The sequence below is a fragment of the Methanoregula sp. genome (genome assembly GCF_049686655.1).
Taxonomy (GTDB): domain Archaea; phylum Halobacteriota; class Methanomicrobia; order Methanomicrobiales; family Methanospirillaceae; genus Methanoregula.
Genome location: NZ_JBAVIG010000011.1, coordinates 1 through 20,775, shown reverse-complemented (window position 1 = coordinate 20,775; position 20,775 = coordinate 1). Strand labels below are relative to the sequence as shown.

The window sequence follows — 20,775 nt, the reverse complement described above, 5'->3', positions numbered from 1 at the left end:
GCTGGGAAAATACGATGGAAACGGTACTCTTCATCTGTTCCTATAATTCGGTCAGGTCGCAGATAGCCGAAGCTCTGCTGAGGGCACGGTGCGGGGAACGGTATACAGTTCTCTCTGCCGGAATTGCTCCTGCGGGAATCAATCCGTATGCGGTTAAGGTAATGCAGGAGATTGGTATCGATATGTCATCCGCCCGCTCCAAATCCCTGACCTCTTTTGCCGGGAAGAAGTTTGATCACGTTATCACGATGTGTGACCAGGCCCGGCTTGCAGCATCGAATACCCTCCCGCACGGAACCTATAACCTTCACCATGGATTTATCAGCCCGTCAGAGATCCGGAAAAATAAAGCTGAGATCCTCTTGGATTTCCGGAAACTCCGGGAAGAAATCAGTACCTGGCTGCTCGACATTTTCCCGGATTGTGCATCCAATAATCTTAAGGACCGGTGATTTTATGGAAGGGGAGTTTCGTTTCCGGAAAGGCCCGGAGTTATCGGGAGGTCACTATATAGAAACTAATTTAAGTATATACTACAAAAATAAAATATGTAGCCGGAGTAATCTGGCCGGGTGCGTCCCCGGTAGTTTCCGGTCGTGGAGTGGAATGATGGAACTATCAGCAAAACAGGCAGACCCGTCCCGTGGCGTATCAGCGCGGTTCATGAAAAAATGGGATCCGGATGAGAATCTCACCGATGAATGCAGGCATCTCATACAAGTCCTGGTAAAAAAAATTGACGTAATCTGCGATGAAGAGACCGGGAACCGTGAGCAAATCACCCGTATAAAATCACTAGTCCCTTCGTTGTCAACCATGAGCGATCTCCTCCATGAGATCAAACCCCGGAATATGACCCGGACGGCGCTGGACGATTTCATGCAGGATGACCACGGGTTCACGTATGTTTCTGTCAGGAATTCAGAACTCGAGCGGTTCAGTGCAAAGTGAGGTGAAACGTATGTATCCAGTAGCAGGGGATTCAGAAAGATTGGGGAGAGAATTGCGGAGCCTGCAATCATTTGGGCTCAGGGACGTTGTCCGGATGCATCCTGACGATGTTATCGCCCTCAAAGCATGGGTTCTGGCAAAACGACTTTATGAACGTCAGCTTAGCACGTCGTACGAAGACAAATTCGTACATAGTTACATGGCTGGATAGAACATCTGGGATCTGAAAATTCGTGAACCGGAAAAAAATCATCTGTGGGGGATCTGCCGTTGGCAAATCTGAACTTCTGGTCAAGAAGCTGATTCTTCCTGATAAAATATTGTTTGCAAGTGATTGATATATATAGATTTCCCTATCTATGGCGCCCAGTACACTGAGTTCTGATAATTTTTTTGAGATGTACAAGCGCTTTTGCTATATATTCGGCCAATCCTTCGACCGGGACCCGAACCGGGATATCACAAAACTGATCTATCAGGCCGACCTCGAGATGACCCCCGGCATGTTCACCTCCTTATGGCTGGTCACATCCGTCCTGTGCGGTGCGATCATGCTGATCATCGGATCCTTGGTTCTTATGCTCCCCCAGAGCCCGTTCTATACCAAAACTCCCTTCATTTACATCCTCCTCATCGCATTCATCGGGGCAGCCGCGTCAGGTATCGGTTTTCCCTTCTATCTCCAGAACGAGATCGAGAACAAGAAGCGGGATATTGACAAGCAGATCCCATACGCCCTTGCCTTCATGTCAATCCTCGCCAGTTCCGGAGCAACCCCGCTGGATATTATCCGGCGGTTATCCCGCGAAGATTACGGACAGATCTCCAACGAGTTTCGGAAAGTGCTGTTCCGCGTGGATATCCTGGGAGAAGATGTAGTAACCGCCATGAACGGACTCGTCCACAATACGCCGTCCGATCTCTTCCGTGACATCTGTGTGGACATGACCAACATTATCTATGGCGGGGGAGGGTTGAAGTCGTACCTGGAGACCAAGTCCAAGGAACTCATGGCGATCAGGAGGCAGACCTACAAGGAGTTTGTCGAGTCACTGGCGATCTTCGGTGAGGGATACCTCGGCGGTGTCGTCATGACCATCACCCTTGCCGTCCTTGGCATTGTCATCTCCGGCGCACTCGGCATCCAGTTCGGGCCCTTCACGCCATTAGACATGTTCAATGTCCTTATCTATGTACTGATACCGATCATCAACGTGATCTTCCTTCAGGTTCTTGCCGTGAAATATTCAACAACCCCCTAGGTACCGGAGTTTTCCCCCCTATGCGTGAAAAAATTGACCAGAAGATTGAGGAGTTAAAAGAGATAGTTGAGCGGATCCGGATCATCTACAACCCGCCACGGGAATATTTTACTATTGTCCTGCCGGTTGTTCTTGCCCTGTTACTCATCATCGGTGCAGTACTCGTGGGATATACGTTTCAGGGAACCGAAAAGCAGCAAGCACAGGGAGACAGTGCCAGATTAGAGCAACTAAAGGCATTGCAGGCCCAGATGGACGATACCGGTGGAGCAGCGGCGGAAAATTCAACGCCGAAAACACCGGCAGCCACCCAGAAGATGGGCCTTGACGAGATTATGGTCTTTGCCGTCCTTATTGCCATAACCCCTTATGCCATAGATATCACGCTCCAGAAGCGGAGTACCCGGAGAAAAGAGGAACTGTATACTGAATTCCTGTTCAAACTTTCGGAACTGATGCGGGGCGGGCTCGATCCCATCAAATCCGTAAAAGAACTCTCCAGGACGGATCTCGGCATACTGACTCCCCATATCCGTATAGCCTCGACATCCATGATCTATGGGAAATCGTTTGAGGAATCGATGAAGTCGATGGCAAAATCGCTCAATTCCGAGCTGATCGCACGGTATACGACGCTGGTCATACAGGCATCGTATTCCGGCGGATCGGTCGCGGACCTGATCCTCAAGGCATCGGAAGACATGCGCAGTATCATTAGTATTGAGCGGGAGAAGGAAGGAAACCTCTCCCAGTATGTCATGATATTCTATTTTGCACAGGGCATCATCCTCTTCATCATCTATACCCTCTCCACGAGCCTGCTTCCTTTTGTCAAGCAGCTTGGTTCTACTTCAATCTTCGGGGGGGCCAACCAGATTGCCAATCTCGACTTTTCCCGGGGATTTTTCCACATGATCATGATCAACTCGTTCTTCGGTGGCCTGATCATCGGGAAGATCAGCGAGGGGGATGCCAGGTTCGGGCTGAAGCATGCTGTTGTCCTGATGATCTTTGGCTATATTGCGTGTGCGCTCTTCATTCTTCCGCCACCGGCAACCCCCGGGCAGAACCTCAAGATCATGCCTGTTGTGAACGAATCGATCAGTGCGTATCCTTCTGTCCCCCTCAAGGATCCTGTCTCATTCATGGTGACCGACACAAGCGGGAACCCGGTGAACAGCACTGTTGTCCAGTTCAGTATCGTACCCTCCGGATCGGTGAGTCCCACGTCCGATACGTCCGACGATCAGGGGATTGTCAAAACTAAAGTTACTGTCGGGGATGTACAAGGTACCTACATTGTCATTGCATCAGCGAATGGAGCTACGACGCGTCAGATCATTGTTGCATCGGGAGAATGAACAAGTAAAGGAGAATTCCAGACATGAAAAAAATTACTGGTCTTACCATTATTATTGTGTGCGGGTTGATTCTGGCCCTATGCCTTGCCGGGTGCGTTCAACAACGCTCGGATCCGGAAACCGGCCTAAAAAACTGGGTTTCAGCGGTGAATAGTCACGATTACGGCCAGGTATACGATCTCGCGCCCCAAGAGATCCGCAGCCAGATCAGCCGGCAGGACTTCATTGCAGCACAAAACGGGAATCCATTTGTTGCCCCTGGAAATATCATTAGGAGTTATCAGGTTGTGAACAAGACTCAGATCGGAGACAATGCGGAATTGACCGCAGGATTAACCTTATATGTCCCAGGCTCAGCTAACGCAACTCCTGGCAATGTCTTTATATTTCTAAAATTTCTCGAAGTTTTTGAGGATGGTGAATGGAAGGTCTGGACCACGCAACCATAAAAATCAGATCAATAATGTCCTCGTAAAATCACTATTATTGTATTTTAAGGATGCGGTGGAGAGAAGAGTGATGCTGAATCGAATTACCCGTGCCGCTCCCGGGTATCAATCAATAATCCTTCTTCATTGAGCGTGAACGACAACATCTTGGTTCTCGGGAACGCCCCCCGCATCTTCGGGATATTGATGTAGTGCTTGAGTTTATCGCCTTCTGGAACGACCACGAACTGGATGATGCCATCGGCCATTGCCCGGACCAGGTTCTCCTGTCGGTCGGGAAGGACTCCGCCGTCTACCATGAGAAGGAAGGTAGTCCCTTTCCTGCTCGCAGAGATCAGGCTGAATAACAGCGCATTCAGTTCAGCAAAAGAGTCCTCCGCAAAAAAGACCGAGAACGGATCGATGACAATAAGTGAGGCGCCCGGATTCGTGATGTGCGCGAGGACTTCCTGCTTGGCATAGGCAGGAGTGATCTCAACAATCATGAGATTTTCTGATTCAGGTATCCTGAGCAATGCCATTTTTTTCTGGACATCTTCCCGGGTCTGGAGCGTAAGGTAATGTACTGTTGATCCATTCCGTGCCCATTCCGAAGCCACATAGATTGCATATATGGATTTGATATTCCCGGAGTGATCTTCGATACAAAGTACGCTGTGATCGGGGACCATCTCCAGTCCGTTTACCAGTGCCATCACTTAGTATGGGTTACCAAACTATGATAATTTATTTGCCATTCTATATATCGGGATGCGGGAAAGGAAAAATGCCGGAACCGATCAGACCTAAACATCAGTGCACTACGCTCACGCGGAAAAAATAAAAGGATAATACAATATCTCTCTTTATCAGCGAATGGTCTCCCTAAAAATATATATAATATTGTGTCATCATAGGAGAATGTGCAGGAAAAATCTGTAATAACAGAGATAAATCCTGATTGGGGATTATTATGGAGTTAAAATCGGGAATCCTCGCAAAAATCTATGGCAATTTTAAAATCCTTGCTCTGGCGCCAGCCATTGCCGTAATCCTCGATTATGCGCTGACATTTTACTGGGCCGGCGATACTTCTATGATCACCACCTGGGAAGCGAGCCCGTTTGTCCGGTACGCCGTGATTCATGACCTGATGGTACCCTATCTCATCGCTATTGTTCTCTTCTATTATGGCGCTTCGTATACGGTGCTCAGGATCCTCCACAACTCGGAGTATTACAAGTTCGGTGTCCTGCTCATCCTCACGCTAAGTATTACCCATATATCCGGGGGCCTCTCCTGGCACTTCCGGAACGCCTTATATTCAAATGGTGTCTTCGTGCTCTCGCTCATGTCGGTCGTAATCTCATTGATCCTGTTCGGGTTCACCCTGCTGCATGAGCGGCCTGCGGACTCCTGACCTGTTCTCACTCAGGACCGCACGGTACCGGAAATCCGGGAGACCCCTTTCTCTTCACCGGGTGTACTTGGCACCTCGTCCTGTCACCATAGCGTACCGCAGTTCTTGCAGTACAATGTTTCCTTTCCGCGGGTGGAATCGGCTATGACAACTTTTCCTTTCCGCTGCGCTGCGCGGAGTTGTGGCGTTGCTACTGCATAGACAATCGGGATAACATCCCGGGCACTGTTGCAACAGGGGCAGCAATTCCCGGTATGTTCCGGAACCGGACCAGGAGTTTCCTGCATAAGCATACCATGCAATAACCCGCGTGATCTCATTAATATTGTGAAATCATCTTGGGTGATCCGGTATCTCATGTTTCACTATATTAAACTGATATTACTATATTCGCAATTGAAAAAATATATATCTTACGGCCTACAAAGCATGCAGTATACAGGCGCGGGATCCGATCAGTGATATCAAAAAAGGCTAACAGGACATCTACATGACACAAGGTATCGGTTTTATGGGCAACAAAAAAATTTCCGCTGTCGTTCCCGCGGCCTGTTTATTTCTTCTGACAATCGGGAGTGTCTCCATCTATGGTATTCCCGGTGATTTTCCCTTGCCCGCACTTTTCCTCATTGCGATATGTACACTGACTATGGTGATCGTATTCATGCGTGTGAATGCAGATCACGCTCAGTAATATATTTTCTGAAAGCCCCGCGATGGCAGGATCCGGAGTTCTCACAAAAGGGTTCGGACGGTTCCGGCCTCTATATCACACTATAGCAATCAGTTTCTAATCTATATTCAGATCGCTAAAAATATATACCAGCCCGTCTATTATCTGATTGGTGAAGATGACATCTGTGGGGGATGAATGAACTTCGCCAGAACAACCGTTGCAAACCTACAAATTTTTTAATTTCAGTAATCTCTCCAACGCATCCACAAGAACTCCAACAGAAAACAGGTGAAATTCACATGGCAAATTACAAGAACAATGATATGGCTATTTCGCCGATCGTTGCGACCCTCGTCCTTATCGTCGTCGCAGTCATCGGTGCGGTCGCAGTCGGTACCATCCTCGGCACCTTCTCGTCCGATGTATCGAAGCAGGCAAACGCAAACGGTGCAAGCTCTGCCGCCCAGACCGAGATCCTCGTCGCCGGTTCAACAACCATCGACCCGATCACCCAGGCAGCAGCCAAGATGTACACCGCACAGAACCCCGGTGTCAAGATCACGTCCCAAGCAATGGGCAGCGGTGCAGGTATCCAGGCAGCAGGCAACGGTGTCGCTGACATCGGAGCAGCTTCCGAAGTAATCAAGTCCGCGTGGACCACCCAGTTCCCGAACCTCAAGGTCAACCAGATCGGTATCGGTGCAATCTCCATTATCACCAACAAGGCAAACCCCGGTGTGGCAGCAGCTAACGCCACCTCTGGTCTTGGTATCTTAGACCTTAGGTCAGCGTATGACCCCATGTCCACCGGCATTAATGCATCTGCCTATGTTGCAGGTGCAAACTTTGTTACCCGTGCTGACGGTTCAGGAACCGCAGATTCATTCTACCAGAAGTACCTCGGCTTAAGTGCAACCAGCACTTCCTTCAATGCATCAGTCACTGGTGTTGCAGTCAACGGTAACGCAGCAGTTGTCTCAGCAGTAGCATCCACAAAATATGCAGTCGGATTCGCTGACTACGGCGACTCAGTTGCAAACGTTCTCGGCGCCAACACAATCACCATCCTCCCGGTAATGGATGCAGCAGGTAACACCTACTCGCTCAAGGCATTCGACACTGTCGGTGGAGCAGGAACAACCGCTAACTTCAACACCCTCCGGTCAGAAGCAAAGTACGTCTATCAGGGCACTGTTGAAGGACAGTCCGGCCTGACCGACCCCGCCAAGTACCCGACAACCCTCCTCCGCCCGCTCTTCTACGTCACCAACGGTGTACCGAGCTCAGGTGTCCAGTCATTCATCAACTTTGTCGAGGCCCAGCCCTACGACACCAACAGCAAGATGAATGTCTTCCAGGAAACCAACAACTTCTGCGTTGCAGATATTGCATAACCTGGATGAATTAAACCCAACTTTTTTTGTTTCTCCTTATCACCAGGTCGAATAGTATGTCCAGCAGGAATCCATTAACCTGCCGCAAGGGATTTTTCCGGTAGTGCCGGCGGCATCAACATGCTCCTTGTTTTCCTGACCCGGGACAACTGTCCTGATCAACCCCCTCTTATGACTCACCACAGAGACATCCCCGGAACTACATTATAAAACCCGGCCAGCTTTGCAGGACGGGGATCCAGCAGTACTGGTTTCACAGGGTTTCCCCAGTTCAGCATCTGGCTGCAACCGGTGACTGCATCATCGGCAAAGTTCCGGTTACAACCGTATGCACGCTGAAGAATACGTACATCCGGTTGCATTTACCCATCACAGCACTGAATTGGGATTCCCTAGTAGCACCCCCGCAACACCACAGTGCGCCGGAACGCACCGGGGATACTGAAAATGCCATGGAAATACTATATCACACTATATTCTCTACTCAAAAGATATATTCTTAAAAACGCCCAGATAATTACTATAGTCACGGAACCGGTCCGGTGCGGCAAACCCGGCCGGATCCGGCATGGATGACACGAACGATCACCAGACAGAACGGAATGCCATGAAAGAACACATTGACCTGCCCGAATGGATCTTTTTTGGTATTGCCGGCATCACCGCGTTCCTCGTACTCCTGATCATCGGTTTTCTCATCTATGCTGCCGCCCCAGTCCTGAAGACATCGGGAATCGGTTTTATTACTTCACCGGTCTGGAATTACGACACCCACCAGTACGGTGTCCTGATTTACCTGATCGATACGCTCATCCTGACCGCACTTACCCTCGCAATCGCCGTACCTTCCGGCCTCCTCACCGCAATGTACCTGGCGGAATGGGCGCCGGCGTGGATGGAAAAGATCCTGCGCCCCCTCGTGGAACTCCTCGTTGGCATACCCTCCGTAGTCTACGGGTTGTTCGGGTTACTGGTCCTCTCCAATTTCTTTATTGACTACCTCAATCCTTTTGTCGATCATCTCCTCGGCTTCATGCCGGTCTTCCGGAATGTGCATCCCGATTTTCATATGAGTTTACTCCTCACGGCCACCATTCTCGCAGTGATGGTCATTCCCACCATTGTTGCGCTCTCGCAGGATGCGATGCGGGGAGTCCCGGATGAATACCGGGAAGCCTCGGTCGCTCTGGGGGCGACCCGCTGGGAGACCGTGCGGTATGTGGTGATCCCTGCTGCATTCCCAGGCATTGTCACTGCCGTGGTTCTTGCCATGATGCGGGCGATGGGGGAGACCATGGCCGTCGTGATGCTCATGGGAAATTCACCCCAGATACCTTCATCGGTTTTCGATACCGGGGAGACCATGACCGCCAAAGTCCTGAACGACATTTTGTGGAATATCGGCGACCCTGAACCCATGGCCGCGCTCTTTGGGATTGCTGTCGCGATCCTGTTGATGGAAATTCTCGCTGTTGCCGGAGTACGGCTCATATGCTCCTGGGCCCAGAAGAGGTCCCAGTCATGACGACGATGCGCCGACTGATAAACGAGAAGATTATCACGGGGTTATGTCTCCTTGCAACACTGGCAGTTGTCGGCGTGCTCTTCCTGATCATCGGGCAGGTATTCATCAACGGCCTGCCCTCCCTCTCCTGGTATTTCATCACAACTCCTGAGAATGCCACGCCGGGACTGGGGCAGGGTATCGCCAATGCGATCGCCGGCACGATCCTGATCTCCCTCTGCGCGGTCATCGTTGCCGCACCGTTCGGGTTCGGGACTGCGGTCTACATGAAGCGATATGCGCCGGATAACGGTATCACCCGGGCATTCCGGTTCCTGCTGGAGGTCCTGTCAGGAACCCCGTCCGTCGTCGTCGGTGTCTTTGGTTTTCTCATATTCGTCATTTACCTGAAAAAGATCACGGGGGGATATTCCCTGATCGCCGGCGCGCTCGCTCTCGCAATCCTGATCATGCCGGTGATCGAGCGTGCCATTGAAGATGCGATCGACCGTGTCTCCCGGGAACTTGAAGAGGGAAGTTACGCGCTCGGCGCTGACAAGTGGCAGACTATACGGGGTATCACGATCCCGACGGCATTTACCGGTATCCTGACCGGACTCACGCTTGGTTTCGGGCGCGCAGCCGAGGAATCCGCCGTCGTGATCCTGACTGCCGGTTACACACAGTATATGCCGGATTTCGGTATTCATTCCGGGAGCAGTAACGGAATGAAGATCTATCCGATCCAGGATCAGGTCGCTACGCTGCCATATACTGTGTACCATGCATTCCAGAACCAGACCCTGGTAAAACCGTCAGCGGGATTTGCCGCAGCATTCGTGCTGGTCGTAATTGTATTTACAATTAATATTGGCGGCAAGATGCTGCTTACGCGAACCATGAACGCCGGAAAGCCCAAAATCTCACTCCTTGGGATGTTACGGGAAAAATTATCGGCCGGTAATACAAAAAGCTCTGAACAGGAACCCGGTAATCAGGTAGAATCACCCGATGAGCCGGCCCCCGTGATGCCGGAAACCACAGATCAACCCAAACCGTCATTCTCTGACAGGATCCGGAATCTCCCGTTGGTAAAAAAGATCATCACGCCGATCGTGCGTTCCGGAAAAAAAGAGGACCCGGCGCAGATGCCAATCCCTGAAAATGACGGGAAGAAACGAATAACCAGAGGAACCGTCCGCGTCTTCCTCCGCACCCTCCTTCCCTTCGCTATCCCGGCCGCGCTGCTCCTTCTCATCGCGTTCCTGGCAACTATCCTCCCGCTCCAGGGCGCATTCGGCCCGCTCAGCCCTGCCCTGGCCGGGCTCTTTGCCTCCGGCCTTACCCTGGTCGTCACCGTCGCCGGGCTGATCTTCGGGATTCTCTTTGCAAAACGAAGCGGGGCGTTTAAACCAAAGAACCGTCGTGCCGGGTACGCCGCCGTTGCTGCAGGGTTCTGTATCCTCTGCATCGCCGGCATCATCTGTTCGTCCGCCGCAGCCGGCCTCTTCAATACCGGGGAAGCACCTGCAGCACAGGCCGGTGGGGATCGTAATGCAAAACTTGCGGCCATGCTGGCTTCCGGTCAACTTGGCGATGGTTCGGGCTCTTCGGTTTCTGTCCAGACCGTGGCCCCGACCGTCCCGGCTCCCACCGCAGTACCCGCACAGGTTGCGCCGGGTGCGGCAACAACGCCAACTGTTCCTGTCAAAGATGCACTTGGCGTAGGTGAATACTACTGGTACGGGGATGCCCAGCACACCACCCGGGCAACCGTGTACGATTACAAGGTACTTCCGTTCTATTTCTGGTGGTACATTGATTATAACCGGTTCGTCATGCAGCAGCCGCCGGATGGTTACAAGTATCTTGTCGTATTCCTCCGGATTGAGGACCTGGGAACAAAAAGTGCCATCATACCGGCAGCTGACCAGATGATGGTAACAAATAATGGCAACAGCTACGTGAATGATCCATTCTTTAACATGTCCGTCCTCAGCCAATCCCAGGTCGATTATTACAGCAACAACCTCAACGATCTTCCATACCAGTGGATCCGGGAGCTCGGGCAGCAAAAACGGGATTATTCCTACCTGATGGGATACAACATTTTTGCAGCCAACGGGGGCACCAGCGCAGGAGGCTCAGCAGGCAATATCGGGGAGCTCACTTCGAATGCCAGCGGGGATAGTAACTCATTTGGCATCAACCAGACGGAACCCCAGTGGGGACTTGGCTATTTCCTCCTTCCCGGTACCAGCAATGCAATTGACGGGTACCTGATCTATACAGTACCGGATACCGCTGTGAATACCACGGAGGAACTGAAATCAACCTATGTACAGGTTTCATTTAATAATATCAGCTCTACCCGGTGGCAGCTGGGAACAGATGTCCCGGCTTAAGTGTTTTCCCGGGAAGGAGCGTATGTCGGTAAATCTATGATTCCTCTATATTCTCTATTCAAAAGATATATTTTTAGAAAGTTCCCATACGTAAAGAAGCACAAGCGACTTCCTGAAACAGGGTTATTTCAGGTTGTGAATGTGACCATATTCCCGCACTGTGCACGCGCAAAAGATTTGTCAATTCAAGGTTCCGGTTGCAGGTAAGGAGATTTTTCGTGGCACGGTTCCCCAGGATAAAAAAACGATCATTACTTGCTGTTCTCGGCATTGCGATCCTTCTCCTGGTAGTTGCCGGTATATTCTTCCAGATTTTACCCGGCCCGGGAACGCTGCCACGGTTTTTCGAGTCCAGGGCAAGCCCGGTGACGCTTCACCCCCTTGCGGATGCAGTGAACAGCATCACCGTACCCATGAACCGCCCCCTGATCGCCGATTTCCTGCATGCGCCTGCATTGGATTACACGCCACTCTCCATCAGGTTTCTTGATCTGAGCCGGGGCTCTCCTGCCACGTGGGACTGGGATTTTGGCGACGGGACTACCGGCTCCCTGCAGGATCAGGTGCATGTGTACCAGAATCCCGGGCTGTATAATGTTACCCTGCGTATTACCCGCCCGGACGGCTCCGCCCGGGCCTTCACGGTAAACGATGTGCTTGGCAACACCAGTCCTGAGCCCCGGCAGGTGCTTGTTGATACACTCCGGCCGGGAATGCTGGAAAAAGGTGCATATGCCACCTTTGTTTCCACTGACGGTGATTCGTACTGCACATTCAACGGGAATCACATCGCGCTGCCGAACGGCTCGGTCGTCAAGATCAGGACAAATACCGACGGCGACGGAATGATCACCATACGACAGGGCAACCTGCTGAAGTTTTCCGTACCTGACGCAACCCTGTATGTCAATGGTTCCCAGCTCGTGCAGGGACCATCCGGGGACTGCAGCATCCCATCAGCCCAGTACTTCAGCACGAATTTTACCTATACCGTAGTCCCGGCAAAAGGCGATGTCCGGCAGGTGTCGATCAATGGCGAGAAGATCCTGGCGGGAGTAGAGAACTCCCGTATCCTGGTCATGCACGAATCCGATGACCACGATGCCGACCTGACCCTGGATACGGATCCGGCATTTTTTGAAGGGAGTGCTGCACAGTTTACGATCACGCCCGCGGTCATTGCAGGTTTTACCACCCATTCCCCGCACGAGGGCGATGCACCCCTGAATATCAGCTTTGAGGACCAGTCTGCAGGAAATCCCACTACATGGGACTGGGACTTTGGCGACGGGACCCGTTCCACCGGGCAGAATCCCGTTCACCAGTACGTGACCTCGGGGGCATATACGGTGACCCTGACGGTAAGCCGCGGCGATCTCACCGATAGCGTCGTGGAAAAGAACTTTGTCGTGGCAACGCCACCCCGGCTGGTAGCAACTTTTTCCGCCTACCCCCTTGAGGGTGTTGTCCCGCTGGTAGTCAGGTTCACCGACAACTCCACGGGATCGCCATGGATGTGGAACTGGAATTTCTGGGATGTGGCGACTGGAACCCCGCTTTCCTCATCGCAGCAGAACCCGGTGGTAACTTTCACCGAGCCGGGGACCTACGACGTCTGGCTTGCGGTCAACAATATTTACGGCAGCAGCGATCTGATGCGTCCGCAGTACATCACCATCACGGATCCCTACCGGTACCCTGATACACAGCTCCAGGTGCAGACCGGAAAGCAGGGATATATCGAGAAAGATTCCTGCATCCAGTTCATTGTCAGGGACACCCCTGCAACTATCAGTATCAACGGGGGATACCGGGAACTCCCGAAAGGGTCCCTCATCAGGATCGAGGCGCTGAGTAACCAGAAAGGCGATATCTATATCGACAAGGGCCAGCTGCTCAAGTTCAGCCTGCCGGATGCCTCCCTCTATATTGACGGGGACCTCGTCACTGCCGGTAGGATTGACAGCATATACGTACCGTACATGTCGGACTTCCGGACGGCACTTTCGTACTATCTCCAGCCGGCATCTTCCTGGACAACGGTCATGGAGAACGGGTACCAGGTGCTCGGAGACTGGGACAATGCCTGGATACGGTTCTCCAATATTGGCATGAACGCCGGTGACAACCTCCGTCTCACGGTCTCCGACAATTCCACCCTGATCGATGGTGCTGATAACCAGACGGTCCACGACTGGATAGTGCAGTAAAGCCAACGCTGGCAAAAGTGTTGCTGATACGACAGTACCTGACATCGGGTACATCGATGCCGGAACCGGTGATCGTGCGTTCTTTGCATCCCGTCACCGAAAATGATCAGCATCGGAATGGAAATAACTCCGTGGTATCGTCAGGCTTGTCCCGTGATTGCCCGGGACCTGGAGACCGGCTTCCCGTTATTCTGTCCTGTGCATGGTCATTCTCATATTCGTTAAAACATATTAGTAAAAACCGCTTCCGTTTTTCCAGGTACGCGTGATGCCGTCCTTTCAGGCAGTCGGGAAAATACCATCACAGAAAAGGAAATCACTGGGATTGTTGGAGCAGCTCTGCCTGTGCAGTGATATTTCCCAGGGCCGCATCCCCGTCAGAAAGTGATGAGGCGGCAAGCTGGCGGGCATTCATCGCGGATTGCAGGTAGGCATCATTCCAGTAATCGGGGTCATCCGGACTCACGTACTGTCCCGCATTGTTGGTGTAATCAAGAAGGTGCTGCTGGGCATTCCCCATCGAGACGGTATATATTTTCATATACTGGACCATAAGGGCAATCTGCTGATGCGCTTTCGGATTGTTCTCATAGGTCAGTGCCGAAGTATTTGTTTCAAAGTTGTCCGTTGCAAAATTCAGTTGGGTGAGTCCGTTCTCCCAGGAATTGAGGAGCTGCTGCTCCTCACCCACATTTTGTCGTATAAGCGCAAGATCCGGGGTATCGCGGGCGATTTCAGTATTATATGTTGTCGTATCTGCAGAGATCCGCTGCAGATCGGATCTGACCTCCCGATCAAACTGCTTCTGCTCGGTAACCCATGCATTGTATTCCTGGATGGCAACGGTTGTATTGTGGGTATCTGCTGTCCGGATTGATGTGCAGCCGGAAAACACGCAGAATACTGCCACGACAATCAGGGCTAAAAGGGAAATTACCGGGCCTCTTGGGAACATTACCTATCTATAGGGAGGGGTTTTTCATTAAGATTTCCGTGTTTAATAATAAAATCCTGCCAGAAATTCTCATAAAATTTTTCAAATGCATCCGGGAACATTTCAGGATTTTCAGGAATAGAGAGAATACTTTAAAACTATTGTGAGAGAAAATTATCTATGTATAAATGGGGCTGGGCTGCCTGCCTGCTGATCGTTCTTCTCACCTGTTCCTGTGGCTGTACGTTCCTGGGCGGAGGCAATGGCAGTTCAGGTAAAGACAACGGGACGCTTCCCGCCGATACGCCTACCCTACCGGATCAGTACATTGCCCATCCCGTGGGTACGGCGAACCCGGCTACGGGGCCCGTAATCCCAACCACGACACTGGGAAATCTGCCGGTGATTGACGCGGCAGCACAGACAACGATCAACGGAAGCGGTCTCTCCGGAGGTAGCTATACCTGTCCCAGCGATTTTGACTGCACGAACATCTCCGTTATCAGTTCTTCCGGCAGCACTTCTGACAACAGTATGACACCCCCCACGGCGCAATTCACCTCGAATGTTTCAATGGGAATGGCGGTGCCCCTTGCTGTTGAGTTCACCAGCTCCCCGAACACTCCCCCGTACAATTCAAGCTGGGGATATCCGCTGGGAGTGGATTCAATCACCTCAAGCGACCAGACCCTGGTTCTTTTATTTAACAAGTACGGTTACTACCCGGTATATCGCTTCGTGACAAACAGTAATGCTACCGCGGTATATTCAAGTACGATCTCTGTCTGTCCGCTTGTTGCATCATTTACTACGAGCCAGACAACCGGCCTTGTGCCACTTTCCATCCAGTTCACCGATACCTCGACTAATCAGCCCATCGGGTGGTTGTGGAATTTCGGCGATGGTACGCAAAATTCAACGCTCCAGAACCCGCCGCACCTGTTTACCACTTCAGGTGTTTATACTGTCAGACTGGATGCAACAAACAATCTGGGCTCCTGCTGGAAAACCACGGAGATCACCGTTTCACCGTTGACCGCATCCTTCAACGAGAACCAGACTACCGGCCTTGAACCTCTCGCTGTCCAGTTCACTGACACCTCGACTGACCAACCAACGAAGTGGTCATGGAACTTCGGCGACAGCGGGACATCGACTCTCCAAAACCCGGTTCACACGTACACTGCATCAGGAATTTATACTGTGAACCTCAGCGCGACCAACGGCTTCGATGGCTGGAAGAGTTCCCCAAGTATTCTGATCACGGGCTATTCCCTTCCTCAGGTCTCGTTCACGGCAAGCCCGGTATCAGGGACTCCCGGAACATCCGTAATTTTCACTGACGGGAGCACCAGCTTTCCCGGCCCAACATCCTGGTACTGGGATTTTGGCGATGGGTACAACAGCACCCAACAGAACCCGTCGCACCAGTATTCCAGTCCCGGACCCTATAATGTCAATCATTCTGCCACTAATCCGCAGGGGACTGTATGGTTAAATAAGACCGGGTATATCACAATTTCATAAGGTTCCTTGTAATTCCGAGGGTATTTGCCTCACGGGTAGGATTTACTTATATCCCCCTCAATATCGGAAATACCGTTACCTGAAGGTAACCCTGTCTGGAGGTGCCATTATCCAGAATAGTATTCTCATTGCCGATCCAAAGGGGTTGTGGAATCGGAGCTTCATCGGATTGGTACTTGTTCATCTGAAATCTCGTGTTCAGAATAACTTACTCCCGTGAAAAGAATGACACATTTATCATTCAGGTAACTCTTTACCGGTATCATTGAAGGATGAATACGAAATGGGTCAGTCTCGATAAACGTGCGCCTTTCTACTTCAACACCGGATTTATCCTGAGTCTGCAGATAAAACACGATTATTTGTGCATGAGTATCGGATATTAATCAAAAATAACGAATCACCGTAACGTTGTCTGAATTAAAAACTATACTTTACTGTCATGACTATATACTCAATAAATAAATTATATATCCGCATACATCCTATTTTTTCCTGAAAATCCCCGGGCAGCTAAAAATGAATAATCCGGGGATTTCGGGATATTCAGCAACTATGGACACGCCGGCTTCTCCCAAGAAAACCAACTCTTTTACAGACAGGTTCAAATCGTTCCTTATTGATGAGGATGATCCGGTTGAAGATGAACAATCTCCCGGCACCGGAAATACCGTTGAAACTTTACTACGGGAAGAAGGCTCTCCCGATTCGGTCTCTGCAGAACCACCACAGGTTTCAACGGAGCTGATGCCTGCGAGTAAATCCGGCCCGTTATCACTTGGATCGAAGTTCCGGTCTTTTCTTGCCGAACCGGAAGAGGACGACAACCTCCATCCGGCCGTTCCCTCTGGACGGCCGGTGCAGCCATCCCCCGCGGATCCACCTGCATCCGGTGCCCGACCCGAAAATTCCTCCCCCTCAGCCTTCCGGAAATTCCTTTCCATCTTCTCCAAACCTCCTGAGCAGGATATTTCTACTCTCCTGTTCGATCCCGGGGATCTTGATACGCCATCCCTGGAAGGATCGCTCAGGGACGTCAACCTTACGTACGTAGTGGAAGTCCCGTTCCAGTTCGTCCATATCGAGTACTCCCGTCTCGAGGGAATGATGATCTACAGCGTGGTAGAACCCGAGCTCAGCGAGACTGAGCGATCCGCGCTTACCATCATCGAGAATGCGTTTGAAAAACTGGTGAGCACGAACGCCGAACTGATTGATGCAGAACAGCGGGAGAAGTACCTGCATGAACGCTTCTATTCCCTTGTCCATATCTTCGGGCTCAGCCTGACAGATTCACAGAAGGAGCGGATGTACTTCCACTTACGCAAGCAGTACCTCGGGTACAGCCGGATCGATACCCTCATGAAAGACAAATATATTGAGGATATCAGCTGCAACGGCTCTGATATGTACCTCTATGTCCAGCACCGTACGTACGGTTCTGTCCGGACCAACGTGAAGTTCGGCGAGGTTGAACTCAACAACTTTGTCCTGCGGCTCGCGCAGATCAGCGGCCGGCACGTTTCACTTCTCCAGCCGATCCGCGACCTGACCCTTCCGGACGGGAGCCGCGGCAACATTACGCTTGGGGGCGAAGTAACAAAAAAAGGCTCCACGTTTACAATCAGGAAATTCCGGGCAAATCCGATATCCTCCATCGAGCTTATGGATTATGGGTCTATCGATGCCCAGCAACTGGCGTTCATGTGGATCCTGATGGAATACAAACGTTCTATCCTCGTATCCGGGGGAACAGCGACCGGTAAGACCACGTTTCTCAACGTGCTGTGCAGTTTCATCCCGCCCGAATACAAGATCGTCTCCATCGAAGACACGGCTGAACTGAACCTGATGCACCCCAACTGGATCCAGTCTATCACCCGTACCGGTTTCGGTACATCGGATTCAGGGGCCAGTGGAGTTTCCGGCATGAGTGGAGGCGGGGGAAAATCACCGGGTGACATCTCCCTGTACGATCTGCTTGTCGCCGCACTGCGTCAAAGGCCGGAGTTCATCATTGTCGGTGAAGTGCGGGGCGGGGAGGCCTTCACCCTGTTCCAGGCAATCGCTGTCGGTCACGCGGCCCTTGGGACCATCCACGCCGGCTCCATGGACGAACTGCTGGCCCGCGTGGAATCCAACCCCATGAACGTGCCGCGCAGCCTGCTCTCGAATCTCGATCTTGTCATCTTCCCAATGCACATCAAGAAAGGCGAGCGTAGCATGAGGAGGATCGCAAATATCGTGGAGATCCTTGAACTTGACCGGGATAGCGGCGACCTGATCACCAATACGGTTTATAAATGGCTGCCGGATGTCGATATCTTCCAGTGGCAGGGCAGGAGTTTTCTCTTTGACAAGATCCGCGACACGTACGGTGTGAGCAAGGAGGTTCTCACGGATGAGCTGAAATATCGGACGGACTTCATCATCTGGATGCAGAAGCATAACATCCGTGAATATCATGCAGTCACCAAGATGGTCCAGCTGTATTACCGGGACAAGGAAGAAGTCCTGGGCTGGCTGTATCCGGGTCCGGCATTACCCACAGAACCCGCGGATATTACTGCATATCTTTCCGATTGATAGAGCGATTACAATCCCGGGGCTCCGGGCATTCCCAATCCGCATCATCGGTATGTAATGGTCAGGATGGCACAACTTCAGATTAAAAAAGAACTGTGATTTTCAGCTCTTGGCAGGTTCTGCCTGCCTGAAATACGCACGGGTGCGATCCAGCAGACCGCTGAAGGACCGGCCAATGCCGGAGAGGCCGGCCTGTACGGATTTCGCTGTACATTCACGGTTCCCCTTTGAGCTCATATTCTCGCGGGGGTGCGTTGCCGGGTGTACCCCGGCAACGGCTTTTTGCTTCTTTTTCATCTTCATTGCCATCTTATCTCACCTTTGATTCCCAGCAGGGAATGCATAATCCGGATTTTTTTGTATAATGGAAATCAAGTACCGGAAACTGTTCCCCGCACTGGCGGCACCGTATCGCAGGAACTTTCGGTCCTTTCCCTGCCCGGGGATCTGCACCGGTCTCGGACAAAGAGACTGCTTGCGTGCCACGGGATCCCGGTTGGATCGTGTTATGCTCCCGGTACATGGAAAGGCACCCCTGCGTACTTAGCGGCTTCGTGTTACCCCTTTGAGAATACATGTCTCGCATGGATTCGTTCAAACGCTGGATCTGTTCGTGATGAACTCCGTAGGATGTAAGAATTCTTCTCACCTGCCCGGCACATTCCCGCAGTGCGGGTTACTGCCTTACCAGCATGTTTGACCTGCAACTATATAGATTTGGCGAAATGATATAGAGTGTTTCACTATTATATAGAATAGTTCACTGTTCCGATCGCAACACACCCTGTACAAAAACCATCCAACGACGATCCCCAATTCACATGTACAATGTATGAACTTCGAAATACTGATTGAATGGTAAATCCAATCCCCACGCTGGATTATATCCTGCAAAAATATAGTGTTAGAAAATTTTATATAGATTTTAGGCAGACTCTATTGTGTCGCATTCGGTCCAGATCCGTGCAGCATCCCCAGGGAAAGCCCGGGGGAGCACTGGATTGCATAGGGTGACAATGCCCCCGGGCAGCCAATCGCGGCCTGACGCGGCCAGACCTGCACGTACCTCTTCCGGACTGCCACTTCATTTCCTGAGAACCGGCAGTCTTATCGCGGTCATGGTTCGGCCACACGTTTTTTTACCAACACGGACTGGCCGCATCTCCGCGCCCGGACAGGATGTTTGTTTGTCTACCGGTGCCCATGAGAGGGGGAATGGATGAAGGTCGATTTCCATGTGCATACCAGCAGGTCCGTTGACGCGGTGGCCAGCCCGCGGCAGGTAGTAAAATATGCAAAAAAACTCGGTCTCGATGCGATTGCCATCACCGATCACAACCGCCTCTTTCCGCACGCCCTGGCACGGCAGCTTTCCCGGGAGTTTGGCCTGCTGGTCATCCCGGGTATGGAAGGGGGTAACATCGCGATCCGGAAACACTGGATCGCTCTTGGCATCTCCCGCCCCTTTGAATCGCTCTCCATCGATACGGTCCTCTCTTTTATCAGGAACGAGGGCGGCGTCTCCGTTGCTCCTCACCCCCATGCAAGGCTCGGCTATGCCGATTATGCCGGTCTCGGGTTCGATGCGGTCGAGTCCTTAAACGGCAGTGAGCCGCAGTCCAATGCCCTCGTGAGGAATACCCGGAATATACCGGAGACCGGTGGCAGCGACGCACATGCCCTTCCCATGATGGGATACACCTGGACTCTCGTGGAGGCTGACGGAACCCTTGACGGCGTACTCGAAGCGGTGCGTGGCGGGAGGTGCACTCCCCGGGGGACCACTATCCCGTTCCTGGATTTCCTCCGGTTCTATCCCCTTTACGTCCGTCACCGCATCCTCTGTGAGCCCGGGGCAGCACTGTCCCGGGCCTGCCGGGTGATCCGGGATATCCGGGCCCTCGGGACCGGGGAGTCCCCATGTACCGCTGTCGAATACCCATGGATACAAGGTGAACAATATCCATCCCCATAACAATTCATCCCGTCAGGCCCGCTGGATTGGCGTTGATCTCAACACTACCGGCCATGCCGTAGTCGCTGCCGATCTGGTGACCGGCAGGGTCATGAAACTTGGCAAGAGACTCCAGTATGCAAAGACTGCTTCCACGAAGAAC

Annotated in this window: 17 protein-coding genes; 13 read left to right on the top strand and 4 right to left on the bottom strand. The window is 51.8% G+C overall.

All coding sequences use genetic code 11. The annotated features are described in order from the left end of the window. Positions 1 to 14 precede the first annotated feature (14 nt). The 5 genes from WBL42_RS01000 to WBL42_RS00980 all read left to right on the top strand — a co-directional run bounded on the left by WBL42_RS01000 (position 15) and on the right by WBL42_RS00980 (position 4,023). Entirely contained in the window at positions 15 to 452 is a 438-nt protein-coding gene (locus WBL42_RS01000) for an arsenate reductase ArsC (protein ID WP_424719402.1), read from the top strand. 154 nt (positions 453 to 606) lie between these two features. Beyond that, positions 607 to 951, top strand: a complete 345-nt coding sequence (locus tag WBL42_RS00995) for a hypothetical protein (RefSeq protein ID WP_424719401.1) — start codon at positions 607 to 609, stop codon at positions 949 to 951. 398 nt (positions 952 to 1,349) lie between these two features. Next, positions 1,350 to 2,213, top strand: coding sequence for a type II secretion system F family protein (locus WBL42_RS00990; protein WP_424719400.1), 864 nt, complete (start codon positions 1,350 to 1,352; stop codon positions 2,211 to 2,213). A 20-nt stretch (positions 2,214 to 2,233) separates the two neighbouring features. Continuing rightward, complete coding sequence (locus tag WBL42_RS00985; RefSeq protein ID WP_424719399.1) at positions 2,234 to 3,574, top strand: type II secretion system F family protein; 1,341 nt, start codon at positions 2,234 to 2,236, stop codon at positions 3,572 to 3,574. A 23-nt stretch (positions 3,575 to 3,597) separates the two neighbouring features. Continuing rightward, complete coding sequence (locus tag WBL42_RS00980; protein WP_424719398.1) at positions 3,598 to 4,023, top strand: hypothetical protein; 426 nt, start codon at positions 3,598 to 3,600, stop codon at positions 4,021 to 4,023. An 83-nt stretch (positions 4,024 to 4,106) separates the two neighbouring features. Here the strand turns inward: WBL42_RS00980 and WBL42_RS00975 are convergent, their stop codons facing one another. Next, a complete protein-coding gene (locus WBL42_RS00975) occupies positions 4,107 to 4,718 on the bottom strand; it encodes an RAD55 family ATPase (protein ID WP_424719397.1) in 612 nt (203 codons plus the stop codon). Positions 4,719 to 4,975: 257 nt separating this feature from the next. Between WBL42_RS00975 and WBL42_RS00970 the strand changes: the two genes are divergently transcribed. Next, positions 4,976 to 5,422, top strand: coding sequence for a hypothetical protein (locus WBL42_RS00970; protein ID WP_424719396.1), 447 nt, complete (start codon positions 4,976 to 4,978; stop codon positions 5,420 to 5,422). Positions 5,423 to 5,505: 83 nt separating this feature from the next. On the opposite strand, the gene WBL42_RS00965 is transcribed toward WBL42_RS00970, so the two are convergent. Beyond that, positions 5,506 to 5,715 carry a hypothetical protein gene (locus WBL42_RS00965; protein WP_424719395.1) on the bottom strand — a complete coding sequence of 70 codons (210 nt, stop codon included), beginning with the start codon at positions 5,713 to 5,715 and terminating at the stop codon, positions 5,506 to 5,508. 682 nt (positions 5,716 to 6,397) lie between these two features. Here WBL42_RS00965 and WBL42_RS00960 point away from each other — a divergent pair. The 4 genes from WBL42_RS00960 (at position 6,398) to WBL42_RS00945 (ending at position 13,611) form a co-directional block, all read left to right on the top strand. After that, a complete protein-coding gene (locus WBL42_RS00960) occupies positions 6,398 to 7,492 on the top strand; it encodes a substrate-binding domain-containing protein (RefSeq protein WP_424719394.1) in 1,095 nt (364 codons plus the stop codon). A gap of 568 nt (positions 7,493 to 8,060) precedes the next feature. Further along, positions 8,061 to 9,017 (top strand): phosphate ABC transporter permease subunit PstC, encoded by a 957-nt coding sequence (gene pstC, locus WBL42_RS00955; protein WP_424719393.1) that lies wholly within the window; start codon positions 8,061 to 8,063, stop codon positions 9,015 to 9,017. Next, a complete protein-coding gene (gene pstA, locus WBL42_RS00950; protein WP_424719392.1) occupies positions 9,014 to 11,401 on the top strand; it encodes a phosphate ABC transporter permease PstA in 2,388 nt (795 codons plus the stop codon). Before pstC ends, pstA begins: the two co-directional genes overlap by 4 nt. A 218-nt stretch (positions 11,402 to 11,619) precedes the next feature. Next, on the top strand, positions 11,620 to 13,611 hold the full coding sequence (locus tag WBL42_RS00945; protein WP_424719391.1) for a PKD domain-containing protein: 1,992 nt from the start codon (positions 11,620 to 11,622) through the stop codon (positions 13,609 to 13,611). A gap of 316 nt (positions 13,612 to 13,927) precedes the next feature. Here the strand turns inward: WBL42_RS00945 and WBL42_RS00940 are convergent, their stop codons facing one another. Further along, the gene (locus WBL42_RS00940) at positions 13,928 to 14,566 is read right to left on the bottom strand and encodes a hypothetical protein (protein WP_424719390.1); all 639 of its coding nucleotides are present in this window, start codon (positions 14,564 to 14,566) and stop codon (positions 13,928 to 13,930) included. A 159-nt stretch (positions 14,567 to 14,725) separates the two neighbouring features. Between WBL42_RS00940 and WBL42_RS00935 the strand changes: the two genes are divergently transcribed. Both WBL42_RS00935 and WBL42_RS00930 read left to right on the top strand, forming a co-directional pair. Continuing rightward, positions 14,726 to 16,072, top strand: a complete 1,347-nt coding sequence (locus WBL42_RS00935) for a PKD domain-containing protein (protein ID WP_424719389.1) — start codon at positions 14,726 to 14,728, stop codon at positions 16,070 to 16,072. Positions 16,073 to 16,627: 555 nt separating this feature from the next. Then, a complete protein-coding gene (locus WBL42_RS00930) occupies positions 16,628 to 18,658 on the top strand; it encodes a type II/IV secretion system ATPase subunit (RefSeq protein WP_424719388.1) in 2,031 nt (676 codons plus the stop codon). Between the two features lie 102 nt (positions 18,659 to 18,760). Here the strand turns inward: WBL42_RS00930 and WBL42_RS00925 are convergent, their stop codons facing one another. After that, the gene (locus WBL42_RS00925) at positions 18,761 to 18,967 is read right to left on the bottom strand and encodes a hypothetical protein (protein ID WP_424719387.1); all 207 of its coding nucleotides are present in this window, start codon (positions 18,965 to 18,967) and stop codon (positions 18,761 to 18,763) included. Positions 18,968 to 19,877: 910 nt separating this feature from the next. On the opposite strand from WBL42_RS00925, the gene WBL42_RS00920 reads away from it, so the two are divergent. After that, the gene (locus tag WBL42_RS00920; RefSeq protein WP_424719386.1) at positions 19,878 to 20,633 is read left to right on the top strand and encodes a PHP-associated domain-containing protein; all 756 of its coding nucleotides are present in this window, start codon (positions 19,878 to 19,880) and stop codon (positions 20,631 to 20,633) included. Positions 20,634 to 20,775 lie beyond the last annotated feature (142 nt).

Bases quoted from the DNA above. Each gene is read 5' to 3' on its own strand.
- WBL42_RS01000 (WP_424719402.1), top strand. From the start codon at position 15: ATGGAAACGGTACTCTTCATCTGTTCCTATAATTCGGTCAGGTCGCAG.
- WBL42_RS00995 (WP_424719401.1), top strand. From the start codon at position 607: ATGATGGAACTATCAGCAAAACAGGCAGACCCGTCCCGTGGCGTATCA.
- WBL42_RS00990 (WP_424719400.1), top strand. From the start codon at position 1,350: ATGTACAAGCGCTTTTGCTATATATTCGGCCAATCCTTCGACCGGGAC.
- WBL42_RS00985 (WP_424719399.1), top strand. From the start codon at position 2,234: ATGCGTGAAAAAATTGACCAGAAGATTGAGGAGTTAAAAGAGATAGTT.
- WBL42_RS00980 (WP_424719398.1), top strand. From the start codon at position 3,598: ATGAAAAAAATTACTGGTCTTACCATTATTATTGTGTGCGGGTTGATT.
- WBL42_RS00975 (WP_424719397.1), bottom strand. From the start codon at position 4,718: ATGGCACTGGTAAACGGACTGGAGATGGTCCCCGATCACAGCGTACTT.
- WBL42_RS00970 (WP_424719396.1), top strand. From the start codon at position 4,976: ATGGAGTTAAAATCGGGAATCCTCGCAAAAATCTATGGCAATTTTAAA.
- WBL42_RS00965 (WP_424719395.1), bottom strand. From the start codon at position 5,715: ATGCTTATGCAGGAAACTCCTGGTCCGGTTCCGGAACATACCGGGAAT.
- WBL42_RS00960 (WP_424719394.1), top strand. From the start codon at position 6,398: ATGGCAAATTACAAGAACAATGATATGGCTATTTCGCCGATCGTTGCG.
- pstC (WP_424719393.1), top strand. From the start codon at position 8,061: ATGGATGACACGAACGATCACCAGACAGAACGGAATGCCATGAAAGAA.
- pstA (WP_424719392.1), top strand. From the start codon at position 9,014: ATGACGACGATGCGCCGACTGATAAACGAGAAGATTATCACGGGGTTA.
- WBL42_RS00940 (WP_424719390.1), bottom strand. From the start codon at position 14,566: ATGTTCCCAAGAGGCCCGGTAATTTCCCTTTTAGCCCTGATTGTCGTG.
- WBL42_RS00935 (WP_424719389.1), top strand. From the start codon at position 14,726: ATGTATAAATGGGGCTGGGCTGCCTGCCTGCTGATCGTTCTTCTCACC.
- WBL42_RS00930 (WP_424719388.1), top strand. From the start codon at position 16,628: ATGGACACGCCGGCTTCTCCCAAGAAAACCAACTCTTTTACAGACAGG.
- WBL42_RS00925 (WP_424719387.1), bottom strand. From the start codon at position 18,967: ATGGCAATGAAGATGAAAAAGAAGCAAAAAGCCGTTGCCGGGGTACAC.
- WBL42_RS00920 (WP_424719386.1), top strand. From the start codon at position 19,878: ATGAAGGTCGATTTCCATGTGCATACCAGCAGGTCCGTTGACGCGGTG.